Origin of the sequence: Pseudomonas putida, assembly GCF_030159595.1 — a bacterium.
Classification (GTDB): domain Bacteria; phylum Pseudomonadota; class Gammaproteobacteria; order Pseudomonadales; family Pseudomonadaceae; genus Aquipseudomonas; species Aquipseudomonas putida_AC.
Window position 1 is genome coordinate 88,988 of the sequence record NZ_BSKJ01000005.1, and the last position, 24,546, is coordinate 113,533.

Genomic DNA, 24,546 nt, shown 5'->3' on the forward strand with positions numbered 1-24,546 from the left:
CCGGGCGCACCGCGCCTGATGTGAACAAATACAAAGAGGCACATTCTCATGGCTAAAATCGGTTTCATCGGCACCGGCATCATGGGCAAGCCCATGGCCCAGAACCTGCAGAAAGCAGGTCACAGCCTGTTCGTTTCCACCCACCACGACGCCGCGCCAGCCGAGCTGATCGCCGCCGGTGCAGTGGCCCTGGCCAACCCGAAAGAAGTGGCCCAGGAAGCCGAATTCATCATCGTCATGGTACCGGACACCCCACAGGTCGAAGCCGTCCTGTTCGGTGAGAACGGTGTCGGTGCAGGCGTGGGCCCGAACAAGGTCGTGATCGACATGAGCTCGATCTCCCCTACTGCCACCAAAGCCTTCGCTGAAAAAATCAAGGCCACCGGCGCCGCTTACCTGGACGCCCCGGTGTCCGGTGGCGAAGTCGGCGCCAAGGCCGCGACCCTGAGCATCATGGTCGGTGGCTGCCCGAAAGCCTTCGAGCGCGCTTTGCCGCTGTTCGAAGCCATGGGCAAGAACATCACCCGCGTGGGTGGCAACGGCGACGGCCAGACTGCCAAGGTGGCCAACCAGATCATCGTTGCGCTGAACATCCAGGCCGTTGCCGAAGCCCTGCTGTTCGCCGCCAAGAACGGCGCGGACCCGGCCAAAGTGCGTGAAGCACTGATGGGTGGCTTCGCTTCGTCGAAAATCCTCGAAGTGCATGCCGAGCGCATGATCAAAGGCACCTTCGACCCGGGCTTCCGCATCAACCTGCACCAGAAAGACCTGAACCTGGCCCTGCAAGGCGCCAAGGAGCTGGGTATCAACCTGCCCAACACCTCCAATGCCCAGCAAGTGTTCAACACCTGCCAGGCCTTGGGCGGCGGCAACTGGGACCACTCGGCGCTGATCAAAGGCCTGGAGCACATGGCCAACTTCTCGATCCGCGACGAGAAATAAGCAACACACACTGGCTGACCTGCGACCACGCGTCAGCCAGTGAACCCGAGCAACACCCGCCCCTGGTTCGGCCTGCACGGAGGCAGTTCCAGGGGCGTTTTTGATTCTGCAGAACAACAATAATTGGGAGCCTGCCATGTCGGTCGATCCGCAAAAAATTCTCCGCGAGCTGTTCGACACAGCCATCGCTGCCGCCCACCCCCGCCAAGTCCTCGAACCCTACCTGCCCGCCGACCGTAGCGGCCGGGTCATCGTCATCGGCGCCGGCAAAGCCGCAGCCGCCATGGCCGAAGTGGTCGAGAAAAGCTGGCAGGGCGAAGTCTCTGGCCTGGTCGTGACCCGTTACGGCCATGGCGCCAACTGCCAGAAGATCGAAGTGGTCGAAGCCGCCCACCCGGTCCCCGATGCCGCCGGCCTGGCCGTGGCCAAGCGCGTGCTGGACCTGGTCAGCAACCTCAATGAAGACGACCGCGTCATCTTCCTGCTGTCTGGCGGTGGTTCCGCCCTGCTGGCACTGCCGGCCGAGGGCCTGACCCTGGCCGACAAGCAGCAGATCAACAAAGCACTGCTGAAATCCGGCGCCACCATCGGCGAGATGAACTGCGTGCGCAAGCACCTCTCGGCGATCAAGGGCGGCCGCCTGGCCAAGGCCTGCTGGCCAGCCACCGTTTACACCTATGCGATTTCCGATGTACCGGGCGACCTGGCAACGGTAATCGCCTCCGGCCCCACCGTGGCCGACCCGAGCACCTCGGCCGATGCCTTGGCCATCCTCAAGCGCTACAACATCGAAGCGCCGAAAGCCGTCATCGACTGGCTCAACAACCCGGCATCGGAAACCGTCAAAGCCGATGACCCGGCCCTGGCCCGCAGCCACTTCCAGTTGATCGCCAAGCCCCAGCAGTCGCTCGAAGCCGCTGCGGTCAAAGCCCGCCAAGCCGGGTTCAGCCCGCTGATTCTAGGCGACCTGGAAGGCGAATCGCGCGAAGTGGCCAAGGTGCACGCGGGCATCGCCCGGCAGATCGTTCTGCACGGCCAACCGCTGAAAGCGCCTTGCATCATTCTGTCCGGCGGCGAGACCACCGTGACCGTGCGCGGCAATGGCCGTGGCGGGCGCAACGCCGAGTTCCTGCTCAGCCTCACCGAAAGCCTCAAGGGCCTGCCGGGTGTGTACGCCCTGGCCGGTGATACCGACGGCATCGATGGCTCGGAAGAAAACGCCGGTGCCTTCATGACCCCAGGCAGCTATGCCCGCGCCGAGGCCCTGGGCCTTTCGGCCAGCGACGAGCTGGACAACAACAACGGCTACGGCTATTTCGCCGCGCTGGATGCGCTGATCGTCACCGAACCGACCCGCACCAACGTCAACGACTTCCGCGCCATCCTGATCCTTGAGACTGCCCAATCATGACGCCTGATAAAAAAGTAAAGATCCTCGCCACCCTCGGCCCTGCGATCAACGGCATCGACGACATCCGCCAGTTGGTCGAGGCCGGGGTGAACATCTTCCGCCTCAACTTCAGCCACGGCGAACACGCTGACCACGCCCTGCGCTACCAGTGGATCCGTGAAGTGGAGCAGCAGCTCAACTACCCGCTGGGCATCCTCATGGACCTGCAAGGGCCAAAACTGCGCGTGGGCCGCTTTGCCGAAGGCAAGGTGCAACTGCAACGCGGCCAGGCCCTGCGCCTGGACCTGAACAAAACCCCGGGCGACAGCCACCGGGTGAACCTGCCGCACCCGGAAATCATTGCTGCCCTTGAGCCCGGCATGGACCTGCTGCTGGACGACGGCAAGCTGCGCCTGCGTGTTACCGCCAAGCACAACGACGCCATCGACACCGAAGTGCTGAACGGCGGCGAGCTGTCCGACCGCAAGGGCGTCAACGTACCGCAAGCCGTGCTCGACCTCTCCCCGCTCACCGAGAAGGACCGCCGCGACCTGGCCTTTGGTCTGGAACTGGGTGTGGACTGGGTGGCACTGTCGTTCGTGCAACGCCCGGAAGACATCACCGAGGCACGCCAGCTGATCGGTGACCGTGCTTACCTGATGGCGAAGATCGAAAAGCCGTCGGCAGTCGAACAGCTGCAAGCCATTGCCGAACTGTCGGACGCCATCATGGTGGCCCGCGGTGACCTGGGCGTGGAAGTGCCGGCCGAAAGCGTGCCGCAAATCCAGAAACGCATCATCGGCACCTGCCGCCAGCTGGGCAAGCCGGTAGTAGTGGCCACGCAGATGCTCGAATCCATGCGCTTCTCGCCGGCACCGACCCGCGCCGAAGTCACCGACGTTGCCAACGCGGTAGCCGAAGGCGCTGATGCGGTCATGCTGTCGGCCGAGACCGCTTCGGGTGACTACCCGCTGGAAGCCGTGCAGATGATGAGCAAGATCATCCGCCAGGTGGAAAACGGCCCAGACTACCAGGCCCAGCTCGACGTCGGCCGACCGAAAGCCGAGGCCACCGTGTCGGACGCCATCAGCTGCGCGATTCGCCGGATCAGCGGCATCCTGCCGGTGGCGGTACTGGTGAACTACAGCGAGTCGGGCGCCTCGACCCTGCGCGCTGCACGCGAGCGGCCACGGGCACCGATTCTCAACCTGACGCCGAACTTGATTACCGCACGCCGCCTGAGCGTGGCGTGGGGTGTTCACTCGGTGGTCAACGACCGCCTGCGCCAGGTGGACGAGGTTGTGTCGACTGCGCTGGAGATTGCCCAGGCGCAAGGCATGGCCAGCCGTGGCGACACGTTGTTGATCACGGCCGGTGTGCCTTTTGGCAAGCCGGGGTCGACTAACACGCTGCGGATCGAGACCTTGATCTAAGCAACCACACCTCTCCTGTGGGAGCGGGCTTGCCCGCGAAGAGGCCAGCAGGGACAGCCGTGTTGTCTGAGCTGACGCATTCGCGGGCAAGCCCGCTCCCACAGGGTTAGCGGTGTTGCACACAACAGCGGAAAACCCGAGGCCCAAAGAGGCCCACCGCTTCCCTCCAACCTCACTGACTGCCCCATGTACACCAAAAATTTCGTCAACCCGTGCCCCGACTGGGCCACGGCGTTACTCAACGGCTTCAGCCAGGTGCTGCTGCTGCGCAACCCCCTGTGCGGCCTGTGCTGCCTGTTGGCCATCCTGCTGACCGCCCCCGACCTGGTCGGCGGTGCCCTGCTCGGCGCCCTGGCCGGCCTGGTCACCGCCCAAGCCCGTGGTTACGACCGCGCCGACCGCCAGGCCGGGCTGTACTGCTACAACGGTGTGCTGATTGGCCTGCTGATCAGCGCCGTGCTGCCGTGGTCGGTCATGCTGCCACCGCTGATCATTGCTGCAGGCGGCCTGTCCAGCATCATCACCCACCAGTGGCGCAAACGCGGCGGCAAGCTGCTGATCGCCTACACGGCGCCCTTCGTGTTGCTGGGCTGGGCCGCACTCTTGTTCGCCAGTCCCTCGCCCAGCGGCTTCGTCGAAGCCGACCCGCTGTATGCCCTGGCACGCGGTGTGGGCCAGATCTTCCTGCTCGACCAGCCCTTGGCCGGGTTGCTGATCATGGTCGGCATGTTCATCGCCAACCCTTATGCCGCGATGTGGGCCGTGATCGGTTCCGCCATCGGTGGTGGCGTGGCATTGCTGGCCGACCAGGCGCAGGCTGCGTGGTTGGGCCTTTATGGTTTCAATGCGGCACTGGCAGCCTTGGCCTTCAGCAGACAGGGTGAAAAGCCGTGGGTGACAATGCTGGCAATTGCCTTGGCCCTGCTGCTGCAACCGGTGTTCAAACTGCTGCCAGTGGCAGCTCTGACTGCGCCCTTTGTCGCCGCCTGCTGGCTGATGCACCTGGGCAACCATTTGGCCCAGCCCAGGCAGCGCAACGCCAGCCGCTTGCACAGCTGAAACGCAACCCCTAGGCTCAGCCCATCGCTTTTGTGGACCGCGCCAATGAACAACCCTGCGAGCCTGCGTGAACGGCTCTTCGTTATCGTCTTCCAGACCGACACCGTGGCTGGAAGACGCTTCGACAAAATCCTCCTGCTGATCATCCTCGCCAGCCTGGTCACGGTGATCCTCGACAGCATCGACGAAATACACCAAGGCTACGCTGGCCTGCTCGCCGCCATCGAATGGGGCTTCACCGCGATCTTCCTGGCCGAGTACCTCACCCGTCTGTACTGCTCACCCAAGCCCCTGCGCTATGCCTTCAGTTTCTATGGCCTGGTCGACTTGCTGGCGATCGTGCCGGGGATCATCGCGCTGTACTACAGCGACGCCCAGTACCTGCTGATCATCCGGGTGATACGGATGCTGCGGATCTTCCGCGTGCTCAAGCTCAGCCCGTACCTCAAGCAGGCCCATTACCTGATGGAGGCACTGCGCGGCAGCAAGCAGAAGATCATCGTGTTCCTGGTGACGGTATCGACCTTGGTGACGGTGTTCGGCACCTTGATGTATGTGATCGAAGGGCCGGAGCACGGCTTTACCAGCATCCCCAAGGGCATCTACTGGGCCATCGTCACCCTCACCACCGTGGGCTTTGGCGACATCGTGCCGAAGACGCCCCTGGGCCAGGTGCTGTCGTCGCTGGTGATGATTACCGGTTATTCGATCATTGCCGTGCCGACCGGCATCTTTACCGCCGAACTGGCCAATGCCATGCGCGGGGAGCAACTGCAACATGACTGCCCGACCTGCAGCAAGAAGACCCATGAGCATGGGGCTGCGTACTGTTCCCGGTGTGGGAATGGGCTGTTTCCCAAGCAATGATGCCGCCTGCGCTGGCCCTTTCGCGGGTAAACCCGCTCCCACAGGGACAGCACATGATTCAGCCCTGTGGTAATCCTGTGGGAGCGGGTTCACCCGCGAAAGGGCCGGCACAGGCAGAGGCATAACCAAAGTCGTTTTTGTTCTTTAACCCGCGCAAACCCACCCGCTATAGTCGCTGGCAATCTGCCCCAACAACCTTCAAGAACAAGGAAGCAACGTGAAAAAACTCTTCACCGCCTCGCTGCTCGCCGCAGGCCTGGCCTTGGGCAACCTCGCCCAGGCCGCCCCTACCCTGCTGAACGTTTCCTACGACGTGATGCGCGACTTCTACAAGGACTACAACCCGGCCTTCCAGAAACACTGGGAAGCCGAGCACAAAGAGAAGGTCAACGTGCAGATGTCCTTCGGCGGCTCCAGCAAGCAGGCGCGTGCAGTGATCGATGGCCTGCCGGCCGACGTCATCACCATGAACATGGCCACCGACATCAACGCCCTGGCCGACAACGGCAAGCTGGTGCCGGACAACTGGGTAACCCGCCTGCCGAACAACAGCGCGCCGTTCACCTCGGCCACCGTATTCATCGTGCGCAAGGGCAACCCGAAAGCCCTGAAAGACTGGCCCGATCTGCTGAAGGACGGTGTGCAGGTGATCGTGCCCAACCCGAAAACCTCGGGTAACGGCCGCTACACCTACCTGTCCGCCTGGGGCTATGTGCTCAAGCAAGGCGGTGACGAGGCCAAGGCCCGTGACTTCGTAGGCAAGCTGTTCAAGCAAGCGCCGGTGCTGGATACCGGTGGCCGTGCTGCCACCACCACGTTCATGACCAACCAGATCGGCGACGTGCTGGTCACCTTCGAGAACGAAGCTGAAATGATCGCCCGCGAGTTCGGTCGCGACCAGTTCGAAGTGGTTTACCCAAGCGTGTCGGCCGAGGCCGAGCCACCTGTGAGCGTGGTGGACAAGGTGGTGGCCAAGAAGGGTACCCAGGCCGTGGCCGAGGAATACCTGAAGTACCTGTGGTCGCCAGAAGCCCAGGAGATCGCCGCCAACAACTACCTGCGCCCACGCGATGCGACGGTACTGGCCAAGTACACTGACCGCTTCCCGAAAGTGGACTTCCTGTCGGTCGAGAAAACCTTTGGTGACTGGCGTACCGTGCAGAAGACCCACTTCAACGATGGCGGCGTGTTTGACCAGATCTATACCGGCCAATAATTGATGTAGGGCCGGTACTGACAAACTCAGGTCTGACGGAATACCAAGGCCTTCAGCCCCCCCGCCGGGTCCACATCAGGGAACTCCGGCGGGTTCTCCAGCCGCTCGACAAACGCCAGCGTCGGCGCCTGCTCTGCCATCCCCTCAATCAGGAACTCCGGCCCGATACCCGGATCATTCACACACGCCAGCACCGTCCCGCCCGCATTCAACAACTCCGGCAAACGCCTCAGGATCTTCGCGTAATCCTGGGTCAGCACAAAGCTGCCGCGCTGGAAAGTGGGCGGGTCGATGATGATCAGGTCATAAGGCCCGTACTTGCGCACCTTGCCCCATGACTTGAACAGCTCATGCCCCAGGTAGGCCACCCGCGATGCATCGTGGCCATTCAGGCGATGGTTTTCCCTGCCACGCGAAAGCGCCGACTTGGCCATGTCCAGGTTCACCACCTGCTCGGCGCCACCAGCAATCGCCGCCACCGAAAAGCCGCAGGTGTAGGCGAACAGGTTCAACACACGCTTGCCAGCCGCCTGCTCGCGCACCCAGCGCCGGCCATAGCGCATGTCGAGGAACAGGCCATTGTTCTGTCGCACACCCAGGTCCAGCAGGTAGGTCAGGCCATCCTCGACCACCTCGCGCTGCTGGCACGGCTCGCCCAGCAGCCACTGACCGGGGCTATCGGGCAGGTAGCGGTGCTGTATGAGGATGGCCTGGCCGGCCCATTGCGGGCGCTCGGCAACGGCACGCAACATGGCCTCCAGCTCGGCCAGTTGGCCTTCGGGCATCTCGCGGAACAAAGCGACCGACAGCACACCTTGCAGCCAGTCGACAGTGACCTGCTCCAGTCCCGCCCAGCAGCGGCCACGGCCATGGAACAGGCGGCGGGTTTCCTGCGGGGCAGGGTCGAGGGCGGCGAGCAAGTGTTGCTCGAGGGTGTGGATCGGCGAGGTCATGGTGGGTCGCAAGCAAATAAAAAGGCCGACATTCTAACCCTTGGCAGTCACTTGTGCAGAACGGAACCACCAGCCCTGCTGCATCCCCGCCGCTGCCAGCAGGATCAACCCCACGCCCAGCCACTGCAGCGGTGCCAACCGATGCCCGAACGCCACCCAATCGACCAGAATCGCCGCAATCGGGTAGATGAACGACAGCGCTCCGGTCAACGCCGTGGGCAGACGCTGGATGGCGCTGTAAAGCAGCACATACATCAGGCCGGTGTGCACCATGCCCAGTGTCAGCAAACTGGCCAACGCCGGCACTTCGCCAGGCAACCCGCCAAGCTGGACCCAGGGTGCCAGCATCAGCACACCGGTGGTTACCTGAATCAACGCGATCAGGTGGGGCGGCGTGCCATTCAGGCGCTTGATGATCAATGCAGCGATTGCGTACAGGAAAGCCGCCCCAAGCGCCAAGGCAATCCCCAGCAGGTAATCCTCACCACCGCCCTGCCCCGCGCCATGGGCACTGACGATGGCCAACATGCCGAGGAAGGCGACGCTCAGCCAGGTCAGCTTGGCCAAGGTGATTTTCTCGCCCAGGAACAGCGCCGCCAGCCCCACCAGCAGAAACGGCTGCACGTTGTACACCGCCGTGCCAATGGCAATCGACGCCCGTGAGTACGAGGCAAACAACAGCAACCAGTTGCCGACAATGGCCACCCCACTGGCAATTGCCAACAGGAACGCCGTGCGGCTGATCACTCCCGGTCGCAGAAAGCCAAAAGCGCTGCAGATCACCAGCAAGGTCACGGCGCCGAACACGCAGCGCCAGAACACCACCTCAAGCACGGGCTGGCCGGACACCAGCACGAACCAGCCGATGGTCCCGGAAATCAGCATGGCAGCGACCATTTCCAGCGAGCCACGGCGCAATGAACTGTCCATCTCACACCTCCCGTTGACGATGGCAACAGTATGCAAAGGATACCGGTGTGCCATCCAGCGGATAACGAAGGCAGATTGGCAAACATGCCTTTACTATCAAGGCAAATAACGCGAATTACCTATTGAGGCGACCATGACTGACGCTATCGACCAACTCTTGATCAATGCACTGATGGAGGATTCGCGCCGCTCGCTGAAGGCCCTGGCGCAGGTGAGCGGGCTGTCCGCACCCAGCGTCAGCGAGCGCCTGCGCCGGCTGGAAGAGCGTGGCGTGCTGCGCGGCTACACCGTGGAGGTCGACCCGCGCGCGTTTGGCTATCAGTTGCAGGCCATCGTGCGCATCCGCCCACTGCCGGGGCAGTTGCAGGAGGTGGAGCGGCAGATCATTGCGATACCCGAGTTCACCGAGTGCGACAAGGTCACCGGCGAAGACTGCTTCATTGCCCGGCTGCATGTGCGCTCGATGGAGCAACTGGACACCCTGCTCGACCGCATCAATGTGTTGGCCGAGACCAATACCGCGATCATCAAGAAGAGCCCGGTGAAGCGGCGGTTGCCGCCGATGGATTGAGAGGCGACACAGGAAAACCTGACTATTTTTTGTACACAAGAATGTCACCTTAAGTGCCATTTTTGTGTGCACTTTTTCCGGTAACGCCCCAATACGTTACACACTATCCTGCAACTCATTTTGACCATTCGATCAATTAATCAGCCATCTAAAAAATTAAACCTGTTTAATTGGTCAACTTATAATTCCTGTATTTCATGAACTTATCTTTCGAAGGCTTATATTCGAAATGATGCCTCTCTAACACTTGCTTTTCCCTTGGCATGGAACTCGCTTTTGTGTGTTCGTGTTTTGTATACAACTTGAACAAAACATAAATACACAAGAACCCGCGACGCCGGTCCAACGCCGGCCGCCGCGCCCAGAACCCTGTGATGCCAAGCTGCACCGACGAGATGGCGAGCCCGTGCGCATGCCCGCTCATCGCAGTCACTGTGCATCAGGAGCCGCCGGAATGAGTAGCAGCCTCGACCTTGCCCCTGAACAATCCGTCGCCAGCACCCACCCCGCTTCCACACTTGCCGGCAGCCAGCCGGAACTGGCGCTGAGCCCACGCCTGCATAACCGCGACCTCGCGCCCACGCGCATCGAGGGCCGCCGCTGGGGTGGCTACAGCATCTTCGCGTTGTGGACAAACGATGTGCACAATATCGCCAACTATTCGTTTGCCATGGGCTTGTTCGCCCTCGGCCTGGGTGGGTGGCAGATCCTGCTTTCATTGGCCATCGGCGCAGCACTGGTGTACTTCTTCATGAACCTGTCCGGCTACATGGGGCACAAGACCGGGGTACCGTTCCCGGTCATCAGCCGCATCGCCTTCGGCATCCACGGCGCGCAGATTCCGGCGCTGATCCGCGCAGTCATCGCCATCGCCTGGTTCGGCATCCAGACCTACCTGGCCTCGGTGGTGCTGCGCGTGCTGCTCACCGCGGTGTGGCCGCACCTGGCCGCCTACGACCACGACAGCATCCTCGGCCTGTCGAGCCTGGGCTGGGTGTGCTTCGTGTCAATCTGGCTGGTGCAGCTGGTGATCCTGGCCTACGGCATGGAAATGGTACGCCGCTATGAAGGCTTTGCCGGCCCGGTCATCCTGCTGACCGTCGCTGCGCTGGCCGTGTTCATGTACTTCAAGGCCGACGCACACATCGCCTGGTCGGTGGCCGAGCCGCTGAGCGGTTACGAGATGTGGCGCAACATCTTCGCCGGTGGCGCCCTGTGGCTGGCGATCTACGGCACGCTGGTGCTGAATTTCTGCGACTTCGCCCGCTCCTCGCCATGCCGCAAGACCATTCGTGTGGGCAACTTCTGGGGCCTGCCGGTGAACATCCTGGTGTTCGCCGTGATCACCGTGGTGCTGTGCGGCGCACAGTTCCAGATCAACGGCCAGATCATCGACAGCCCCACCCAGATCGTCGCCGCCATCCCCAACACAGCCTTCCTGGTGCTGGGTTGCCTGGCCTTCCTGATCGTCACCGTGGCAGTGAACATCATGGCCAACTTCGTCGCCCCGGCGTTCGTGCTCAGCAACCTCGCCCCGCGCCACCTCAACTTCCGCCGCGCCGGGCTGATCAGCGCCACCGTGGCCGTGCTGATCCTGCCGTGGAACCTGTACAACAGCCCGCTGGTGATCGTGTACTTCCTGTCTGGCCTGGGCGCCCTGCTTGGCCCGCTCTACGGGGTGATCATGGCCGACTACTGGTTGCTGCGCAAAGGCTGCATCAACGTGCCGGAGCTGTACACCGAACACCCGACCGGTGCCTACCACTACAGCAAGGGCATCAACCTGCGCGCCGTCGCCGCGTTTCTACCAGCTGCGCTGCTGGCCATCGTCCTGGCCCTGGTGCCGAACTTCCATGGCATCGCGCCGTTCTCCTGGCTGATCGGTGCCGGCATCGCCGCTGCGCTGTACCTGCTGATCGCCCCGCGCAACCGCCACTACCACGATGTCAGCGGCGAATGCATTGCCGTCGACCACAGCAGCCACTGATCAAGGAGCATTGCCAATGCGTATTCTGATCGCCAACGTCAACACCACTGAAGCCATCACCGAAGCCATCGCTGAGCAGGCGCGCAGCGTGGCCGCCCCTGGTACTGAAATCGTCGGCCTGACACCGTGGTTCGGCGCCGAATCGGTGGAAGGCAACTTCGAAAGCTACCTGGCAGCCATCGCCGTGATGGACCGGGTACTGGCCTACGAAGGCCCCTACGATGCCGTGATCCAGGCCGGTTACGGCGAACATGGCCGTGAAGGCTTGCAGGAACTGCTGAATGTACCGGTGGTGGACATTACCGATGCGGCCGCCAGCACGGCGATGTATCTGGGCCATGCCTACTCGGTAGTGACCACACTGGACCGCACCGTACCGCTGATCGAAGACCGCCTGAAGCTGTCCGGCCTGTATGACCGTTGTGCATCGGTGCGGGCCAGCGGGCTAGCAGTGCTGGAGCTGGAGGCCGACCCGCAACGGGCCGTTGAGGCAATCGTCGAGCAGGCCGAACGCGCCGTGCGTGACGACAAGGCCGAGGTGATCTGCCTGGGTTGTGGCGGCATGGCCGGGCTGGATGAGCAGATCCGCCAGCGCACCGGAGTGCCAGTGGTGGATGGGGTGAGTGCGGCGGTGACCATTGCCGAATCGCTGGTGCGCATGGGGTTGAGTACGTCCAAGGTACGTACCTATGCCACGCCACGGGCGAAGAAGGTGGTGGGGTGGCCGATGCGGTTCGGCCGTTAAAGGTATTTAACCTGCTCCGGCCCTACCGCCGGCAAGCCAGCTCCCACAGGTGTTGCACAGGCTTCAACATGTGTACGGTCCCTGTGGGAGCTGGCTTGCCGGCGATAGGGCCGGTACAGGCCAAACCATCACTCGGGTCAAGCACTCTGCACTGCCACGGGCCAAGGTAAATTACCCGTCACGCTAAAACCTCATGTCGGGCAGCTGTGCGCACCGTCATTCAGGCCCTGGCGTACGTTGCGGCTGAGCAGGCTGGCCTTGCCGTCGTGCCAGGTCAGCGTCAGTACATAGAGGGTGTCGAAGTCATCGCCGTTCCAGTCTTGGGTAATCACCCGATCTTCACCCAGCGCCTTGCCGGCCACGGTATTGATCAACTCCGGGAGGTAACCGTGCGACCAGGCGGTGTAGATGGTTGCATTGCGGTATTTGTCGCTCAGCAGCTCGTCAGCCAGTTCGTCGGTGTCGTTGGCACCATAGTCGATGTTCACCGGCAGGCCCAACCGGATGGCGCTGGGGGTAATGGTCATCAACGGGCGGATGTAGCTGTAGCTTTCGTCCTTGCTGCCTTCCTCGACATGCCGCGAGGGGTTGGCGGCAAATACATAGTCGGCTTTGCCGAAGCGTTCGGGCAGTACATTGGCCAGGTCCAGCGCACGATTGAGGCCCTGGCAGTTCAACTGGCCCAGCCCCTCGCCCGGCTTCTCGGCATGGCGCAAAAACACCAGCGTCTGGGTGCCATCCACCGGCTGCGCCCGGCTTTCGACAGCCTCCAACGCCAGCGGTACGGCGACGGCTGTAAGCACCAGGCTCAGCAGCAGGTGACGGCGACGGCGGAAGAATGTTGGCAACTTCATCAAGGCAGGCTCGTGTGGCAAAGAGAATCGGGTTAACCCGCCACATCGCCCCGTCAGTTGCAGGGCGCCCTTGTAGTGAATGCCATCCTTGGCAACGAGTGAGGGTCAGAGTGCCCTGAACCCGTTTGGTTCCTCCCTGAAGGTGAATGCCGTTCCCTAGGCAAGGCCTAGATTAGGGGATGGGTGTTGCTGAATTGTGTCCGTTCGCTGCTACGGTACCCCTGCCGTTTCACCCGGAGAGACTGAATCAACAATGGTTACATCGAAAACCTGTTCAATGACCTGCTTCGGACCTTGATTCAAACGCCATGTGAAGAACACCAGAAAGCCCAGCAAGAATACGAAGAGGATTGAGCCCACAAGACTTTGCGCCACACCCAACCAGAACCCAGGTTCGGCTTTCCTGATCTCGCTGCTTGCCTTGACATCGATCGACAGCGCGTTTAGTCCTTTTCCTCAATCATCCCGTGTCAGCACTTCCAGCAGTTCGATTTCAAACGTAAGGTCCGAATTCGGCGGAATGGCCCCTACACTGCGTTCGCCATAGCCCAGGTGCGCCGGTACCTGCAGCTTGCGCTTGCCGCCTACGCGCATGCCCATCAGGCCTTGATCCCAACCTTTGATTACCCGGCCGGTACCGATCACGCACTGGAACGGCTTGCCGCGCGACCAGGACGAATCGAATTCGCTGCCGTCGGCCAGCCAGCCGGTGTACTGGGTGGTGATCAGGGCGCCTTTGACGGCGGCTTTGCCATCACCTTCCACCAGGTCGATGATCTGCAGTTCTTGGCTCATGGGCACGCTCCAATGCGGGGAAACAAAGCCGCCCTTTTCTCAGGAATGCACCGGTTTGGCAAGTTCACATGGCGTTTCATGCTGGCGCATCGACCACAGCACACCGCCAACCACCAGCACGATTGCCGCCGCTTCCAGCAGGCTCGGCCCGGTCTGCCGCCAGAGGAAGGCATACAGCAGTGCGAACAGGGTCTCGAACACGATCAGTTGCCCGCTCAAGGTCAACGGCAGCCGTTTGGATGCGGCGTTCCATAACGCCATCGCCAACCATGAACCCAGCACCGCACAGCCCAGGCTAGCGACCCAGAACAACCACCAGCGCGACATTGGCGCATCCACCTGCAACTGCTGCGGCTGCCACAGCGCAAGGCCTGCAACCATCAACAGGCTGGCCAGGCCAGTCATCACGCCGCAGAGCACCGACCACTGATGGCTGTCGAAATGGCCGCACTGTTTCAGGTAGCGGCTGTTCTGCACCGCATACCAGGTCCAGCAGGCCAGGGCAGCCAGCGCGTACAACAGGCCCATCAGCTTGTCGCCGATATCGCCTGGGGCAAACGCGAAGGTTTCCAGGTTGATGCACAGCATGCCGGCAAGAATCAGCGCCAACGGGCCAACCAGCCGCGCCAGGGGCACCGCGCCACTGTCGTTGCGACCGTACAGGGTGATGGTCAGCGGCAACACGCCGACGATCAGTGAGGCCGGGGCTACACCCAGCCGCTGTATCGCCGCCACCAGCAACACGAAGTACACCAGGTTGCCGATCACTGCCAAGCGCAGCAGCATCCACGCCTCGCTTGCAGTCAGCTGGCGCAACTGACGCGCCATAGGCAGCGCCAGCAGCAGCGAGATCACCCCGACCATCAGGTAACGCACGCTGCTCAGCAGCATCGGGTTGAACTCGGGCAGCAGCTCGGGAACCATCAGCACCATGCCCCACAACGCACCGGCCATGCCGGCGTACATCACACCGCGTTTCACGTGTCTGCTCCTGTTTCAAGATGATCGCAGGCTACCCGCATGCGGCGTGTCGGGCAAAAGATGAATACGCATGGTGGCATTCCCGGCAGGAATGAGTCCTACAAGTATCGACAGACGGCTGTTAGCTGTTCTGCTCGAACACTTCTTGGCCGGTCAGCTCTTTGGTCTGGTTGGCGAAGCAGTACCAGGCGGGCTTCTGTTCGACAAAAATCTGCAGATCGAAATCCCATTCCTGATCCCCATCCAGCAGGCCGACCGGTACCGCATGGAAGTCGTTGGCCTTCAGCCGGTAATACAGGTGTGTGCCGCATTGGCCGCAGAACCCTCGCTGGGCCCAGTCGGACGAATCGTAGACACTGGGGGCACGCCCTTCGATTACCGGCGGCTGGCTGCAATGCACCACCAGCAATGGCCCGCCAGTCCACTTGCGGCACATGCTGCAATGGCAGGCACTGATATGGGTGTTGTCGACGGTGACCCTGAGCTTGGTGGCACCGCACAGACAGGTACCTTGTTTTTCCATGGCCATGGCTGGCTCCTTGAACAGGGGAAGAGCCAGCCAGTATAGATGCCTGTACAGGCCTCAGAAGAACACGGTGCCGCGCAGGTACAACGCCGCTCGCCCGCTGATGATCACCCGGCCATTGCCAGGTACTTCACACAACAGCTGCCCTTTGCGTGCCCCGCCCTGCTCGCAGCTCAGCACATGCTTGCCCAGGCGCTGCGCCCACACCGGCGCCAGCGAAGTGTGGGCCGAGCCGGTGACCGGGTCTTCGTTCACACCAACCCGTGGGCCGAACCAGCGGGTGACGAAATCAAAGCCTCGCCCTGCCGCCGTCACGGCAATGCCGCGCACATCGAAGGCCGACAGCGCCACAACGTCCGGCTTCAGTGTGTCGAGCAACAGGGCGTCATCAATCACTACTACAAAGTCATCGCTACGGTACACCGCCTGTGCCTGGCTCAGGCCCAGCGCTTGCAGCAGGCCCGCCGGGGTTTCCACGGTGGCCGGTTGTTTGGCCGGGAAATCCATGGCCAGTAGCCCGTCATTACCACGGCTGACGCGCAACTCACCGCTGCGGGTGTTGAAGCGCAGCACCTGCGCCTGCTCCCCCAGCTGCTCGAACAGCACATAGGCCGACGCCAGGGTAGCGTGGCCGCACAGGTCAACTTCCACGGTCGGGGTGAACCAGCGCAGGTCGAAGGTTTCGCCATTGCGCACGAAGTAGGCAGTTTCCGACAGGTTGTTTTCTTCGGCGATGCGCTGCAGCACATCGTCCGGCAGCCAGGCTTCAAGCGGAATCACCGCCGCCGGGTTGCCACCGAACGGTTCAGCGGAAAAGGCATCGACCTGGAAGATTTCGAGTTGCATGCACACACTCCTTGATGCCCGGGTATTGCCAGGCAGATGTCTGATAAAGGGTTACGGGCGTACCGGGGTCAATACGGGCTCGCCTGCAAAGAACGCCTGCAGATTGCGCAGCACCAAGGTCACTGTGTCGTGTGCGGCCTCCGGGGACTGGCCGGCCACATGGGGCGTGAGCACGGTGTTGCCCAAGTCCTTGAGGGCATCCGGCACCGCCGGTTCGTCGTCGAATACGTCCAGCGCGGCGCCGGCCAGCTTGCCCTGCTGCAGGGCGGCCACCAGGGCGTCGGTGTCGACCACGCTGGCACGGGCGATATTCACCAGATAGCCATTGGCCCCCAGTGCCTCCAGTACCTGGGCATCGACCAGGTGCTGGGTGTTGGCGCCACCCGGGGTGGCTACGATCAGGATGTCGACGGCAGCGGCCAGGCGCAGCGGGCAGTCGTACCAGGTGTACGGCACCTCTTCGCGCGGCGTGCGGCTGTGGTAACTGACGGGCATGTCGAAGCCGAGGTTGGCGCGCTTGGCAATGGCCTGCCCCACCGCCCCCAGGCCAAGAATGCCCAGGCGCTTGCCACTCACCGAGGGGCTGATCACCCGGTTCCACTCGCCACGGCGGGTGCTGGCATCCGCGCGGGGGATGTCGCGCAGCAACGCCAGCAACAGCGCCAAGGTGTGGTCGGCGACCGCACAGGCATTGGCACCCGCACCATTGGTAACGGTAATGCCGCGAGCGGCGGCGGCAGCCAGGTCGACTTGCTCGTAGCCGGCGCCGATCACGCAGATGACCTGCAGGTTGGGCAATGCATCGATTTCGGCGGCAGTCAGGCCCAACGGGCCACGCGTAAGCACGGCATCGATTTCACCGGCGTGGCGCTGGAGAGCGTCTGCGCGCAGTTGCGGCGAGGGCGCGCGGATCAGGCGGTAACCGGCCTGCTCCAGCAAGGGCAGGTAATCGTCGACGGTTTCCACCAGTACCAGGACTGTTTTGCGCATGCCACCTCCTTTTCTTGAAGGGGCATTATGCGGAGTCACCGTACAATACAGTCAATCGGTAATTCTTGGTAAAACTGTACCGCACCGATTGCCTATTGAGCGAATGCGCGCCCCAAACCACCAGGCACACCACTGCTGTCAGTGTCCTGCCAAGGCCCATTCGGACTCAGCGACCAGCTCCAGCCGTTGTCGAACCGGTAATAGGTACGCTGCCGGTAGAAGGTATTGGGCTGTTTCTCTAACACATACACACCCAGTTTCGGGTCCCAATGGCTCGCCCCGCCAGGCGGTGGCGCAAAACTGGCTGAAGTACGCGGCATGGGCTTGGGAATCGCTGCCGGCTTGCTCGGCTGAGTAGTTGGCTGCCCACCCGGCAAGGGCTTGACCACCGGCGCCTGCGGCGGCACACGCTCAATCGGGGGTTCAGGCTGCTCATACGGCTGATGCACCGTACACGCAGACAAACCCAGGGCCAGGGTAATCAGGGTCAGGCGGACGGTGCTGTGCATGGCATTGCTCTCTTACTGGTCGGGGCTGTCGATGGTCAGGCGCTGGGTAGCCTGGGTGGCGCTGGGCAGCGGTGCGCCCTGACCAATCCACTCGCCATGGGTAGGCTGGCCAGCGCGCGAGACACGTGCAACCAGTTGGACTTCGGCAAATTGCGACAGTTTCATCTGCGGCATCATTGCGTCAGCATCGGACAACTCCACCTCGATCGGCAACTGCGCCACCGTCACCCGCTTGGCCGCCAGCGGCATGGGCGGGCCATTGCTGGCGCGGGCGAAGATGAACACGGTGTCGTCCGGCTTGACCTTGTCCTTCAGCGCCGCCGCCAGCTCCACCCGCACTTTCAGACGAGCCGACGCGGGGGTGGGCGCTGCTTCTGCCACAGCACCACCCAGGCGCTCGACGGCGCGGTCGATACCGCCCTGCAGGGCATCACGCGATGCGTCACCTTCCGGCAACTGCGCCAGCAGGCGCTTCCAGTAGTCGATGGCTTCCTGGTAACGCTCACCTTCGAAGGCAGCAATGCCGCGCAGGCCCAGGCTGGTCACTTCGTTGGGGTCGGCCTTCAAGGCTTCGTCAGTCAGTGCCTGCAACTGCGGATTCCACTGTTTGTCGGCAGCAAAATACAGGGCCTGAGCCCATTGCCCCAACAGCTCGGGCTGGCGGCCTGCCAGGGCCACGGCCCGCTCGAAGGTGCGCGCCGCATCAGCCGGGCGCTGCTCGGCCATGTAAGCACGGCCCAGGAAGTACATGGCTTCGGCCGAATCCGGCTGGGCCTGCACCACGCGCTCCAGGCGCGTGGTCATTTCTTCCATCGACTTCGGCGCCTCGGCGAATTCCTGGGTCAAGGCCACCTTGTCGGCCGAACCAAAATGCAGGTACAGCCCCAGCGCCATCAGCGGTACCAGCACAGCCGCCAGCAGCGGCAGGGCCTTGCCCAGATGGCCTTGGCGTGGTGCCTCGGCGCCTTCGGTATCGGCCAGCAACTCGCGGGCAGCCTCGTCACGGCCCTTGCTCATCTGCGCCTCATCAAGCACGCCCGCAGCCTGCTGGGCGGCCAGTTCGGCAACGCGTTCCTGGTACAGGGCCACGTTCAGGGCGGTGCGGTCTTCTTCCTGCTGGCGACGACGGCCACGCAGGATAGGGATCAGCAAAAAACTGAGGGCAGCGAGCAGCAGCAGGCCCGCGCTAAGCCAGAATTCAATCATGGGTCTGTTCTTTTTCCAGCAGTTTGGCGAGACGCTCGCGTTCTTCGGCAGACAATTCATTGCCGCCCTGCACAGCCGTACTGCGGCGCCGGCGCACGATCACTGCCAGTACCACGAAACCACCCGCCAGCAAGATTCCCGGGCCAAACCACAACAGCCAGGTGCGCCCGCTGAGCGCCGGCTTGTAGCGCACGAAGTCACCATAGCGGTCGACCATGAAGTCGACGATCTGCTGGTTGCTCTTGCCCTCGCCGAGCATGCGGAAGATTTCCCGGCGCAGGTCGGCGGCAATCGGTGCGTTGGAATCAGCAATGTCCTGGTTCTGACACTTGGGGCAGCGCAGTTCCTTGGTCAGTTGCTGATAGCGCTCGCGCTCGGCCTCGTCTCGGAACTGGTAGGTGTCGATGGCCGCCTTGGCCACGCCGGCCAGGCACATGCCCAGCACGGCAGCTGCCAGCCAACGCCTCATGGCTTGGCCTCATCGACCAGGCCCTGGTAAAGCGGGGCCAGCTGTTCGCGCCAAACGGTGGCATCGACAATGCCCACATGCTTGTAGCGGATGATGCCCTTGGCGTCGATCAGGAAGGTTTCCGGCGCGCCGTACACGCCCAGGTCCAGGCCCAGGCTGCCCTGCTCGTCGCGGATATCCAGCTGATAAGGGTTGTGGAACTCGGCCAGCCATTTTTGCGCGGCGGCATTGTCGTCCTTGTAGTTGACCCCGTGAATTACCACGCCCTGCTGGGCCAGCTGGTTCAGGTACAGGTGCTCGACCTTGCACGACGGGCACCAGGTGGCCCACACGTTGACCAGTGCCGGACGGCCCTGCAAGTCGGCCTGGGTCAGGGTACGATCACCCTGGGTCGAGGCCAGCGAGAACGCCGGGAAGGGTTTGCCGATCATTGCCGAGGGCAGCTCATCGGGCTTGAGGAACAGCCCTTTGTAGAGGAACACCGCCACCAGCAGGAACACTGCCAGGGGGACTACCATGATCCAACGCTTCATGCAGCTGCTCCAGACACGCCCAGGGCATCACGCACCCGGGTCTTGACCTTGACGCGGTAGCGCCGGTCGAGGGCCGCCAGCAACCCGCCCAGGCCAGTCAGCAGACCGCCCAGCCAGATCCAGCGGACATAAGGCTTGATATGTACGCGCACGGCCCAGGCACCGTTCTCCAGCGGTTCGCCCAGGGCGACGTACAGGTCGCGGGTAAAGCCTGCATCGATGCCGGCTTCGGTCATCATCGACTGCTGCACGGTGTACAGGCGCTTCTCCGGGTGCAGGGTGGTGATTTCACGGCCATCACGGCTGACCACTACGGAGCCCTTGTCGGAGATGAAGTTGGGGCCTTCAAAGTGCTTGGCCCCTTGGAACAGGAAGTGATAACCGCCCAGCTCCACGCTTTCACCCGGGGCCATGCGCAGGTCGCGTTCGGCACTGTTGTTGCTCGACAGCACCACGCCCAGCGCGCACACCGCCAGGCCCAGGTGCGCCAGCTGCATGCCCCAGTAGCTGCGGCCCAGGCCGGGCAAGCCCTTGAGCAGGCCCTTGTGGCGGGTCTTGTCGAGGATGTCGCGCAGCCCGCCAAGCACCACCCAGGCGGCCAAGGCGAAGGCGGTCAGGGTGGGCCAGTCGAAGTCATCGACGATAAAGCCGGCAACCGGAGCCAGGATGGCGCTGCCGATCAGCACCGGGGTCATCATGCTGGCCAGCCATTTGCCCGGGGTGTCCTTCCAGCGCACCACCACGCCCACGCTCAGCACCACCATCAGCAGCGCCATCAGCGGCAGGAACAAGGCATCGAAGTACGGCGGGCCGACCGACAGCTTCGCCCCGGTGAGGGCATCGAGCACCAGCGGGTAAAGGGTGCCGAGCAGAATCATCGACGCCGCCACCACCAGCACCAAGTTGTTGGCCAGCAGCAGCGTCTCGCGCGACCACAGGGCGAAGCCGACCTGGCTCTTGACCACCGGTGCGCGCAGGGCGAACAGGGTGAGCGAACCACCGACCACGAACAGCAGGAAGAACAGGATGAAAATGCCCCGCGACGGGTCAGCGGCAAACGCATGCACCGAGGTCAGCACACCAGAACGCACCAGGAAGGTACCCAGCAGGCTCAGCGAGAACGCGGCAATGGCCAGCAGCACGGTCCAACTCTTGAACACCCCGCGCTTCTCGGTTACCGCCAGCGAGTGGATCAGTGCCGTGCCCACCAGCCAGGGCATGAACGAGGCGTTTTCCACCGGGTCCCAGAACCACCAGCCACCCCAGCCCAGTTCGTAGTAGGCCCACCACGAGCCCAGGGTGATGCCCACGCCCAGGAAGGCCCAGGCGACGATGGTCCACGGCCGCGACCAACGCGCCCAGGCGGCGTCCAGGCGACCGCCGAGCAAGGCGGCGATGGCGAAGGCGAAGGCCACCGAGAACCCCACATAACCCATATAAAGCATAGGCGGGTGAACGATCAGGCCAAAGTCCTGCAGCAACGGGTTGAGGTCGCGACCATCGGTCGGCACTTGTGGCAACAGGCGCTGGAAGGGGTTGGAGGTGATGATCAGGAAGCTCAGAAAGCCCACGCTGATCATGCCCATCACCGCCAGCACGCGGGCCAGCATTACCTGCGGCAACTGCCGCGAGAACACCGACACGGCAAAGGTCCAGCCGCCGAGAATCAACGCCCACAGCAGCAAGGAACCTTCGTGGGCGCCCCACACGGCGCTGAACTTGTAGTACCAGGGCAAGGCGCTGTTGGAGTTGCTGGCGACGTAGGCGACCGAGAAGTTGTCGGTCATGAAGGCATGGGTCAAACAGGCGAAGGCAAAGGCCAGGAAGGCGAATTGCCCCCACGCCGCCGGCCGCGCCAAGCTCATCCACAGGCTGTCGCCACGCCAGGCGCCGAGCAGCGGCACGCTGGCCTGCACGGTGGCAAAGCAGATGGCCAGGATCATCGCCAACTGGCCAAGTTCAGGGATTACCAGCGCAGCATTCATGGCTTGGCCTCCCCGCCCGTGGCGGCCTGGCCGCTTTCCTTCAGGGCCTTGGTGACCTCGGGCGGCATGTACTTCTCGTCGTGCTTGGCCAGCACTTCATCGGCCACTACCACGCCTTCGGCGTTGACCTTGCCCAGCGCGACAATGCCCTGCCCTTCACGGAACAGGTCGGGCAGGATGCCGCGGTAGGTGATCGGCACCGACTTGTTGAAGTCGGTGACCACGAAGCGTACGTCCAGCGAGTCGGACGAGCGCTGCACCGAGCCCTTCTCGACCATGCCGCCGGCACGGATGCGGGTGTCCAGCGGCGCTTCGCCGTTGGCGATCTGAGTGGGCGTGTAGAACAGGTTGATGTTTTGCTGCAGTGCGCTCAAGGCAAAGCCGACGGCAACCCCGACGCCGACCAGCAGGCCGACGATGAGCAACAGGCGTTTCTTGCGCTGCGGATTCACTGGTTGTTCTCCCGGCGCAAACGGCGCGCCTCTTCTTGCAGGTAGCGACGGCGGGCCAGCAGCGGCGCGGCGACATTCAGCGCCAGCACCGCCAGGCAGATACCATAGGCCGACCACACATACAGGCCATGGTGGCCCATGGCGAGAAAATCACCGAAGGTGGCAAAACTCATTGTGCGGCCCTCCGCCCCAGGCTGTTCAACACTTCGTCCTTGACCCAACTGGCGCGCGCCTCGCGCTTGAGCACTTCAAGGCGCATGCGCAACAGCAGCACGGCGCCGAAGAAGCAGTAGAAACCCAGCGCCGTGCACAGCAACGGCAGCCACATTTCTGCGGGCATCGCCGGTTTTTCGGTCAGGGTGAAGGTGGCGCCCTGGTGCAGGGTGTTCCACCACTCCACCGAGTACTTGATGATCGGGATGTTCACCACGCCGACAATCGCCAGCACCGCGCAGGCCTTGGCCGCACTGTCACGATTACTGATCGCCTGGCCCAACGCAATAATGCCGAAGTACAGGAACAGCAGGATGAGCATGGACGTAAGGCGGGCATCCCACACCCACCAGCTACCCCAGGTCGGCTTGCCCCAGATCGCGCCAGTGACCAGCGCCACGGCGGTCATCCAGGCACCGATCGGCGCGGCACATTGCAAGGCGACATCGGCGATTTTCATTTTCCACACCAGCCCCACCACCCCGGCCACCGCCAGCAGCACATAGCAGGACTGCGCCAACATTGCCGCCGGCACATGAATGTAGATGATGCGGAAGCTGTTGCCCTGCTGGTAGTCCTGAGGGGCGAAGGCCAGGCCCCAGGTGATGCCGACCAGCAGCAGGAGCACGGCAGCACCGGCCAGCCATGGCAGCATGCGGCCGCTGATGGCATAGAACCATTTGGGGGAGCCCAGCTTGTGGAACCACGTCCAGCTTATTTTCATCAGGGTACATCCAGGGTATTGGCCGGGCTTGAAAGCCCGGGACTCGTTATTCGCCAACGCTGATCTTCAGGCCGGCCGCTATCGCAAAGGGTGCCAGGGTCACGGCCAGGGCCGTGAGGCTGGCGAGCCAGAGCAGGTGGCCGGTTGCCGGCATATTTTGCAACGCCGCTTGCAACGCACCACTGCCCAGGATCAATACAGGGATATACAACGGCAGAATCAGCAACGCCAGTAACAAACCACCGCGCTTGAGGCCGACCGTCAGCGCCGCACCCACCGCACCCAGAAGGCTCAGTACCGGCGTACCCAGCAGCAGCGAGCCAAGCAGCACCGGCAGGCAATGGCTCGGCAGCCCCAACATCAGCGCCAGCAGCGGCGCCAACAATACCAGCGCCAGCCCGGAAAAGATCCAGTGCGCCAGCACCTTGGCCAGCACCAGCAGCGCCAGTGGGTGCGGCGACAGCACCCATTGCTCCAGAGAGCCGTCTTCGAAATCGCTGCGGAACAGGCCGTCCAGCGACAACAGTACCGCCAGCAATGCCGCTACCCAGACCAGGCCAGGCGACAAGGTTTGCAACAATTGGCTTTCCGGGCCAACCGCCAACGGGAACAACGCCACGACGATGGCGAAGAACACCAGCGGGTTGGCCAGCTCGGCCGGACGGCGGAACAGCAGGCGCGCTTCGCGGCGCAACAACAAGACGAATACGCTCATGCCGCCCATTGCCCCAGGTTCAGTTCACGGTAACCGGAGGGCTTGCGTTCCAGCGTGTGGTGGGTGGTCAGCACCACTGTGCCACCCTGTTCGCAATGGGCCGCCAGGTGTGCTTCCAGCTGTGCCACGCCCTGCTTGTCCAGGGCCGTGAACGGCTCGTCAAGAATCCATAGCGGCGGGCAGGCCAGGTGCAACCGGGCCAAGGCCACGCGCCGCTGTTGGCCGGCGGACAGGGTATGGCAGGGTACGTCTTCGAAACCACGCAGGCCAATGGCCTCCAGCGCCGCCCAGATCGCCTCACGGCTGGCAGGCTGGTGCAGGGCGCACAGCCAGGTGAGGTTTTCTTCGGCGGTGAGCAGGTCCTTGATGCCGGCGGCGTGGCCGATCCACAACAGGATGCTGGCCAGGGCATGGCGCTGCTCGGCCAGAGGCTTGCCGCCCAGCAGTATCTGCCCGGCCGTCGGCTGCATCAGCCCGGCCAGCAGGCGCAGCAGGCTGGTCTTGCCACTGCCGTTGGGGCCGCTGATCTGCAGCATATCGCCAGCACCCAGCTCGAAATCGAGCTGCTCGAACAACAGGCGCCAGTCGCGCTCGCAGGCCAGGCCTGCGGCTTGGAGGTGAAGGGTCACGGTTTCGCCTTATCTTTGTAGGGCTT

Annotated in this window: 27 protein-coding genes; 9 read left to right on the top strand and 18 right to left on the bottom strand. The window is 62.9% G+C overall.

Features of this window, described 5'->3' with window-relative positions; translation table 11 throughout:
- Positions 1 to 48 precede the first annotated feature (48 nt).
- The 6 genes from QQL85_RS12720 to QQL85_RS12745 all read left to right on the top strand — a co-directional run bounded on the left by QQL85_RS12720 (position 49) and on the right by QQL85_RS12745 (position 6,907).
- A complete protein-coding gene (locus tag QQL85_RS12720; RefSeq protein ID WP_284353951.1) occupies positions 49 to 942 on the top strand; it encodes a 2-hydroxy-3-oxopropionate reductase in 894 nt (297 codons plus the stop codon).
- A 136-nt stretch (positions 943 to 1,078) separates the two neighbouring features.
- The gene (locus tag QQL85_RS12725) at positions 1,079 to 2,353 is read left to right on the top strand and encodes a glycerate kinase type-2 family protein (RefSeq protein ID WP_284353952.1); all 1,275 of its coding nucleotides are present in this window, start codon (positions 1,079 to 1,081) and stop codon (positions 2,351 to 2,353) included.
- On the top strand, positions 2,350 to 3,765 hold the full coding sequence (pyk, locus tag QQL85_RS12730) for a pyruvate kinase (protein WP_284353953.1): 1,416 nt from the start codon (positions 2,350 to 2,352) through the stop codon (positions 3,763 to 3,765). The genes QQL85_RS12725 and pyk overlap by 4 nt, the downstream gene beginning before the upstream one ends.
- 186 nt (positions 3,766 to 3,951) lie before the next feature.
- Positions 3,952 to 4,824 carry an urea transporter gene (locus tag QQL85_RS12735; RefSeq protein WP_284353954.1) on the top strand — a complete coding sequence of 291 codons (873 nt, stop codon included), beginning with the start codon at positions 3,952 to 3,954 and terminating at the stop codon, positions 4,822 to 4,824.
- Positions 4,825 to 4,869: 45 nt separating this feature from the next.
- Positions 4,870 to 5,691: an ion transporter gene (locus QQL85_RS12740; protein WP_284353955.1), complete on the top strand. Its 822-nt coding sequence runs from the start codon at positions 4,870 to 4,872 to the stop codon at positions 5,689 to 5,691.
- Between the two features lie 217 nt (positions 5,692 to 5,908).
- The gene (locus QQL85_RS12745) at positions 5,909 to 6,907 is read left to right on the top strand and encodes a sulfate ABC transporter substrate-binding protein (RefSeq protein WP_119369256.1); all 999 of its coding nucleotides are present in this window, start codon (positions 5,909 to 5,911) and stop codon (positions 6,905 to 6,907) included.
- 26 nt (positions 6,908 to 6,933) lie between these two features.
- Here the strand turns inward: QQL85_RS12745 and QQL85_RS12750 are convergent, their stop codons facing one another.
- Together QQL85_RS12750 and QQL85_RS12755 are read right to left on the bottom strand one after the other, a co-directional pair.
- Positions 6,934 to 7,860: a class I SAM-dependent methyltransferase gene (locus tag QQL85_RS12750; RefSeq protein ID WP_284353956.1), complete on the bottom strand. Its 927-nt coding sequence runs from the start codon at positions 7,858 to 7,860 to the stop codon at positions 6,934 to 6,936.
- A gap of 33 nt (positions 7,861 to 7,893) precedes the next feature.
- The gene (locus QQL85_RS12755; RefSeq protein ID WP_284353957.1) at positions 7,894 to 8,790 is read right to left on the bottom strand and encodes a DMT family transporter; all 897 of its coding nucleotides are present in this window, start codon (positions 8,788 to 8,790) and stop codon (positions 7,894 to 7,896) included.
- Positions 8,791 to 8,923: 133 nt separating this feature from the next.
- On the opposite strand from QQL85_RS12755, the gene QQL85_RS12760 reads away from it, so the two are divergent.
- The 3 genes from QQL85_RS12760 (at position 8,924) to QQL85_RS12770 (ending at position 12,093) form a co-directional block, all read left to right on the top strand.
- Positions 8,924 to 9,361 carry an Lrp/AsnC family transcriptional regulator gene (locus QQL85_RS12760; protein ID WP_043197208.1) on the top strand — a complete coding sequence of 146 codons (438 nt, stop codon included), beginning with the start codon at positions 8,924 to 8,926 and terminating at the stop codon, positions 9,359 to 9,361.
- A gap of 454 nt (positions 9,362 to 9,815) precedes the next feature.
- Positions 9,816 to 11,348, top strand: a complete 1,533-nt coding sequence (locus QQL85_RS12765) for an NCS1 family nucleobase:cation symporter-1 (protein WP_284353958.1) — start codon at positions 9,816 to 9,818, stop codon at positions 11,346 to 11,348.
- 16 nt (positions 11,349 to 11,364) lie between these two features.
- Positions 11,365 to 12,093 carry an aspartate/glutamate racemase family protein gene (locus QQL85_RS12770; protein WP_284353959.1) on the top strand — a complete coding sequence of 243 codons (729 nt, stop codon included), beginning with the start codon at positions 11,365 to 11,367 and terminating at the stop codon, positions 12,091 to 12,093.
- Positions 12,094 to 12,284: 191 nt separating this feature from the next.
- On the opposite strand, the gene QQL85_RS12775 is transcribed toward QQL85_RS12770, so the two are convergent.
- The 16 genes from QQL85_RS12775 to ccmA form a co-directional block, all read right to left on the bottom strand.
- The gene (locus tag QQL85_RS12775) at positions 12,285 to 12,947 is read right to left on the bottom strand and encodes a histidine phosphatase family protein (RefSeq protein ID WP_284353960.1); all 663 of its coding nucleotides are present in this window, start codon (positions 12,945 to 12,947) and stop codon (positions 12,285 to 12,287) included.
- 456 nt (positions 12,948 to 13,403) lie between these two features.
- A complete protein-coding gene (locus QQL85_RS12780; protein WP_019099528.1) occupies positions 13,404 to 13,742 on the bottom strand; it encodes an FKBP-type peptidyl-prolyl cis-trans isomerase in 339 nt (112 codons plus the stop codon).
- Positions 13,743 to 13,781: 39 nt separating this feature from the next.
- Positions 13,782 to 14,723, bottom strand: coding sequence for a DMT family transporter (locus QQL85_RS12785; RefSeq protein WP_284353961.1), 942 nt, complete (start codon positions 14,721 to 14,723; stop codon positions 13,782 to 13,784).
- Between the two features lie 121 nt (positions 14,724 to 14,844).
- The gene (locus tag QQL85_RS12790) at positions 14,845 to 15,252 is read right to left on the bottom strand and encodes a GFA family protein (RefSeq protein ID WP_284353962.1); all 408 of its coding nucleotides are present in this window, start codon (positions 15,250 to 15,252) and stop codon (positions 14,845 to 14,847) included.
- A 54-nt stretch (positions 15,253 to 15,306) separates the two neighbouring features.
- Entirely contained in the window at positions 15,307 to 16,095 is a 789-nt protein-coding gene (locus QQL85_RS12795; protein ID WP_284353963.1) for a PhzF family phenazine biosynthesis protein, read from the bottom strand.
- A 51-nt stretch (positions 16,096 to 16,146) separates the two neighbouring features.
- Positions 16,147 to 17,085 (bottom strand): 2-hydroxyacid dehydrogenase, encoded by a 939-nt coding sequence (locus tag QQL85_RS12800; protein ID WP_284353964.1) that lies wholly within the window; start codon positions 17,083 to 17,085, stop codon positions 16,147 to 16,149.
- Positions 17,086 to 17,177: 92 nt separating this feature from the next.
- Positions 17,178 to 17,594 carry a hypothetical protein gene (locus tag QQL85_RS12805; protein ID WP_284353965.1) on the bottom strand — a complete coding sequence of 139 codons (417 nt, stop codon included), beginning with the start codon at positions 17,592 to 17,594 and terminating at the stop codon, positions 17,178 to 17,180.
- 12 nt (positions 17,595 to 17,606) lie between these two features.
- Positions 17,607 to 18,800, bottom strand: coding sequence for a c-type cytochrome biogenesis protein CcmI (gene ccmI / locus QQL85_RS12810; protein WP_284353966.1), 1,194 nt, complete (start codon positions 18,798 to 18,800; stop codon positions 17,607 to 17,609).
- On the bottom strand, positions 18,793 to 19,269 hold the full coding sequence (locus tag QQL85_RS12815) for a cytochrome c-type biogenesis protein (protein WP_284353967.1): 477 nt from the start codon (positions 19,267 to 19,269) through the stop codon (positions 18,793 to 18,795). The genes ccmI and QQL85_RS12815 overlap by 8 nt, the downstream gene beginning before the upstream one ends.
- Positions 19,266 to 19,802 carry a DsbE family thiol:disulfide interchange protein gene (locus QQL85_RS12820; RefSeq protein WP_284353968.1) on the bottom strand — a complete coding sequence of 179 codons (537 nt, stop codon included), beginning with the start codon at positions 19,800 to 19,802 and terminating at the stop codon, positions 19,266 to 19,268. Before QQL85_RS12820 ends, QQL85_RS12815 begins: the two co-directional genes overlap by 4 nt.
- Entirely contained in the window at positions 19,799 to 21,787 is a 1,989-nt protein-coding gene (locus tag QQL85_RS12825) for a heme lyase CcmF/NrfE family subunit (protein ID WP_284353969.1), read from the bottom strand. The genes QQL85_RS12820 and QQL85_RS12825 overlap by 4 nt, the downstream gene beginning before the upstream one ends.
- Positions 21,784 to 22,239, bottom strand: a complete 456-nt coding sequence (gene ccmE, locus QQL85_RS12830) for a cytochrome c maturation protein CcmE (RefSeq protein WP_274080887.1) — start codon at positions 22,237 to 22,239, stop codon at positions 21,784 to 21,786. The genes QQL85_RS12825 and ccmE overlap by 4 nt, the downstream gene beginning before the upstream one ends.
- On the bottom strand, positions 22,236 to 22,412 hold the full coding sequence (ccmD, locus tag QQL85_RS12835; protein WP_012273475.1) for a heme exporter protein CcmD: 177 nt from the start codon (positions 22,410 to 22,412) through the stop codon (positions 22,236 to 22,238). The genes ccmE and ccmD overlap by 4 nt, the downstream gene beginning before the upstream one ends.
- Positions 22,409 to 23,176, bottom strand: coding sequence for a heme ABC transporter permease (locus QQL85_RS12840; protein WP_016711759.1), 768 nt, complete (start codon positions 23,174 to 23,176; stop codon positions 22,409 to 22,411). Before QQL85_RS12840 ends, ccmD begins: the two co-directional genes overlap by 4 nt.
- 46 nt (positions 23,177 to 23,222) lie before the next feature.
- On the bottom strand, positions 23,223 to 23,900 hold the full coding sequence (ccmB, locus tag QQL85_RS12845; protein ID WP_016711760.1) for a heme exporter protein CcmB: 678 nt from the start codon (positions 23,898 to 23,900) through the stop codon (positions 23,223 to 23,225).
- Positions 23,888 to 24,520 (bottom strand): cytochrome c biogenesis heme-transporting ATPase CcmA, encoded by a 633-nt coding sequence (ccmA, locus tag QQL85_RS12850; protein ID WP_284353970.1) that lies wholly within the window; start codon positions 24,518 to 24,520, stop codon positions 23,888 to 23,890. The genes ccmB and ccmA overlap by 13 nt, the downstream gene beginning before the upstream one ends.
- Positions 24,521 to 24,546 lie beyond the last annotated feature (26 nt).

Coding starts and splice junctions, on each gene's coding strand:
- QQL85_RS12720 (WP_284353951.1), top strand. CDS start 49: ATGGCTAAAATCGGTTTCATCGGCACCGGCATCATGGGCAAGCCCATG.
- QQL85_RS12725 (WP_284353952.1), top strand. CDS start 1,079: ATGTCGGTCGATCCGCAAAAAATTCTCCGCGAGCTGTTCGACACAGCC.
- pyk (WP_284353953.1), top strand. CDS start 2,350: ATGACGCCTGATAAAAAAGTAAAGATCCTCGCCACCCTCGGCCCTGCG.
- QQL85_RS12735 (WP_284353954.1), top strand. CDS start 3,952: ATGTACACCAAAAATTTCGTCAACCCGTGCCCCGACTGGGCCACGGCG.
- QQL85_RS12740 (WP_284353955.1), top strand. CDS start 4,870: ATGAACAACCCTGCGAGCCTGCGTGAACGGCTCTTCGTTATCGTCTTC.
- QQL85_RS12750 (WP_284353956.1), bottom strand. CDS start 7,860: ATGACCTCGCCGATCCACACCCTCGAGCAACACTTGCTCGCCGCCCTC.
- QQL85_RS12755 (WP_284353957.1), bottom strand. CDS start 8,790: ATGGACAGTTCATTGCGCCGTGGCTCGCTGGAAATGGTCGCTGCCATG.
- QQL85_RS12760 (WP_043197208.1), top strand. CDS start 8,924: ATGACTGACGCTATCGACCAACTCTTGATCAATGCACTGATGGAGGAT.
- QQL85_RS12765 (WP_284353958.1), top strand. CDS start 9,816: ATGAGTAGCAGCCTCGACCTTGCCCCTGAACAATCCGTCGCCAGCACC.
- QQL85_RS12770 (WP_284353959.1), top strand. CDS start 11,365: ATGCGTATTCTGATCGCCAACGTCAACACCACTGAAGCCATCACCGAA.
- QQL85_RS12775 (WP_284353960.1), bottom strand. CDS start 12,947: ATGAAGTTGCCAACATTCTTCCGCCGTCGCCGTCACCTGCTGCTGAGC.
- QQL85_RS12780 (WP_019099528.1), bottom strand. CDS start 13,742: ATGAGCCAAGAACTGCAGATCATCGACCTGGTGGAAGGTGATGGCAAA.
- QQL85_RS12790 (WP_284353962.1), bottom strand. CDS start 15,252: ATGGCCATGGAAAAACAAGGTACCTGTCTGTGCGGTGCCACCAAGCTC.
- QQL85_RS12795 (WP_284353963.1), bottom strand. CDS start 16,095: ATGCAACTCGAAATCTTCCAGGTCGATGCCTTTTCCGCTGAACCGTTC.
- QQL85_RS12800 (WP_284353964.1), bottom strand. CDS start 17,085: ATGCGCAAAACAGTCCTGGTACTGGTGGAAACCGTCGACGATTACCTG.
- QQL85_RS12805 (WP_284353965.1), bottom strand. CDS start 17,594: ATGCACAGCACCGTCCGCCTGACCCTGATTACCCTGGCCCTGGGTTTG.
- ccmI (WP_284353966.1), bottom strand. CDS start 18,800: ATGATTGAATTCTGGCTTAGCGCGGGCCTGCTGCTGCTCGCTGCCCTC.
- QQL85_RS12815 (WP_284353967.1), bottom strand. CDS start 19,269: ATGAGGCGTTGGCTGGCAGCTGCCGTGCTGGGCATGTGCCTGGCCGGC.
- QQL85_RS12820 (WP_284353968.1), bottom strand. CDS start 19,802: ATGAAGCGTTGGATCATGGTAGTCCCCCTGGCAGTGTTCCTGCTGGTG.
- QQL85_RS12825 (WP_284353969.1), bottom strand. CDS start 21,787: ATGAATGCTGCGCTGGTAATCCCTGAACTTGGCCAGTTGGCGATGATC.
- ccmD (WP_012273475.1), bottom strand. CDS start 22,412: ATGAGTTTTGCCACCTTCGGTGATTTTCTCGCCATGGGCCACCATGGC.
- QQL85_RS12840 (WP_016711759.1), bottom strand. CDS start 23,176: ATGAAAATAAGCTGGACGTGGTTCCACAAGCTGGGCTCCCCCAAATGG.
- ccmB (WP_016711760.1), bottom strand. CDS start 23,900: ATGGGCGGCATGAGCGTATTCGTCTTGTTGTTGCGCCGCGAAGCGCGC.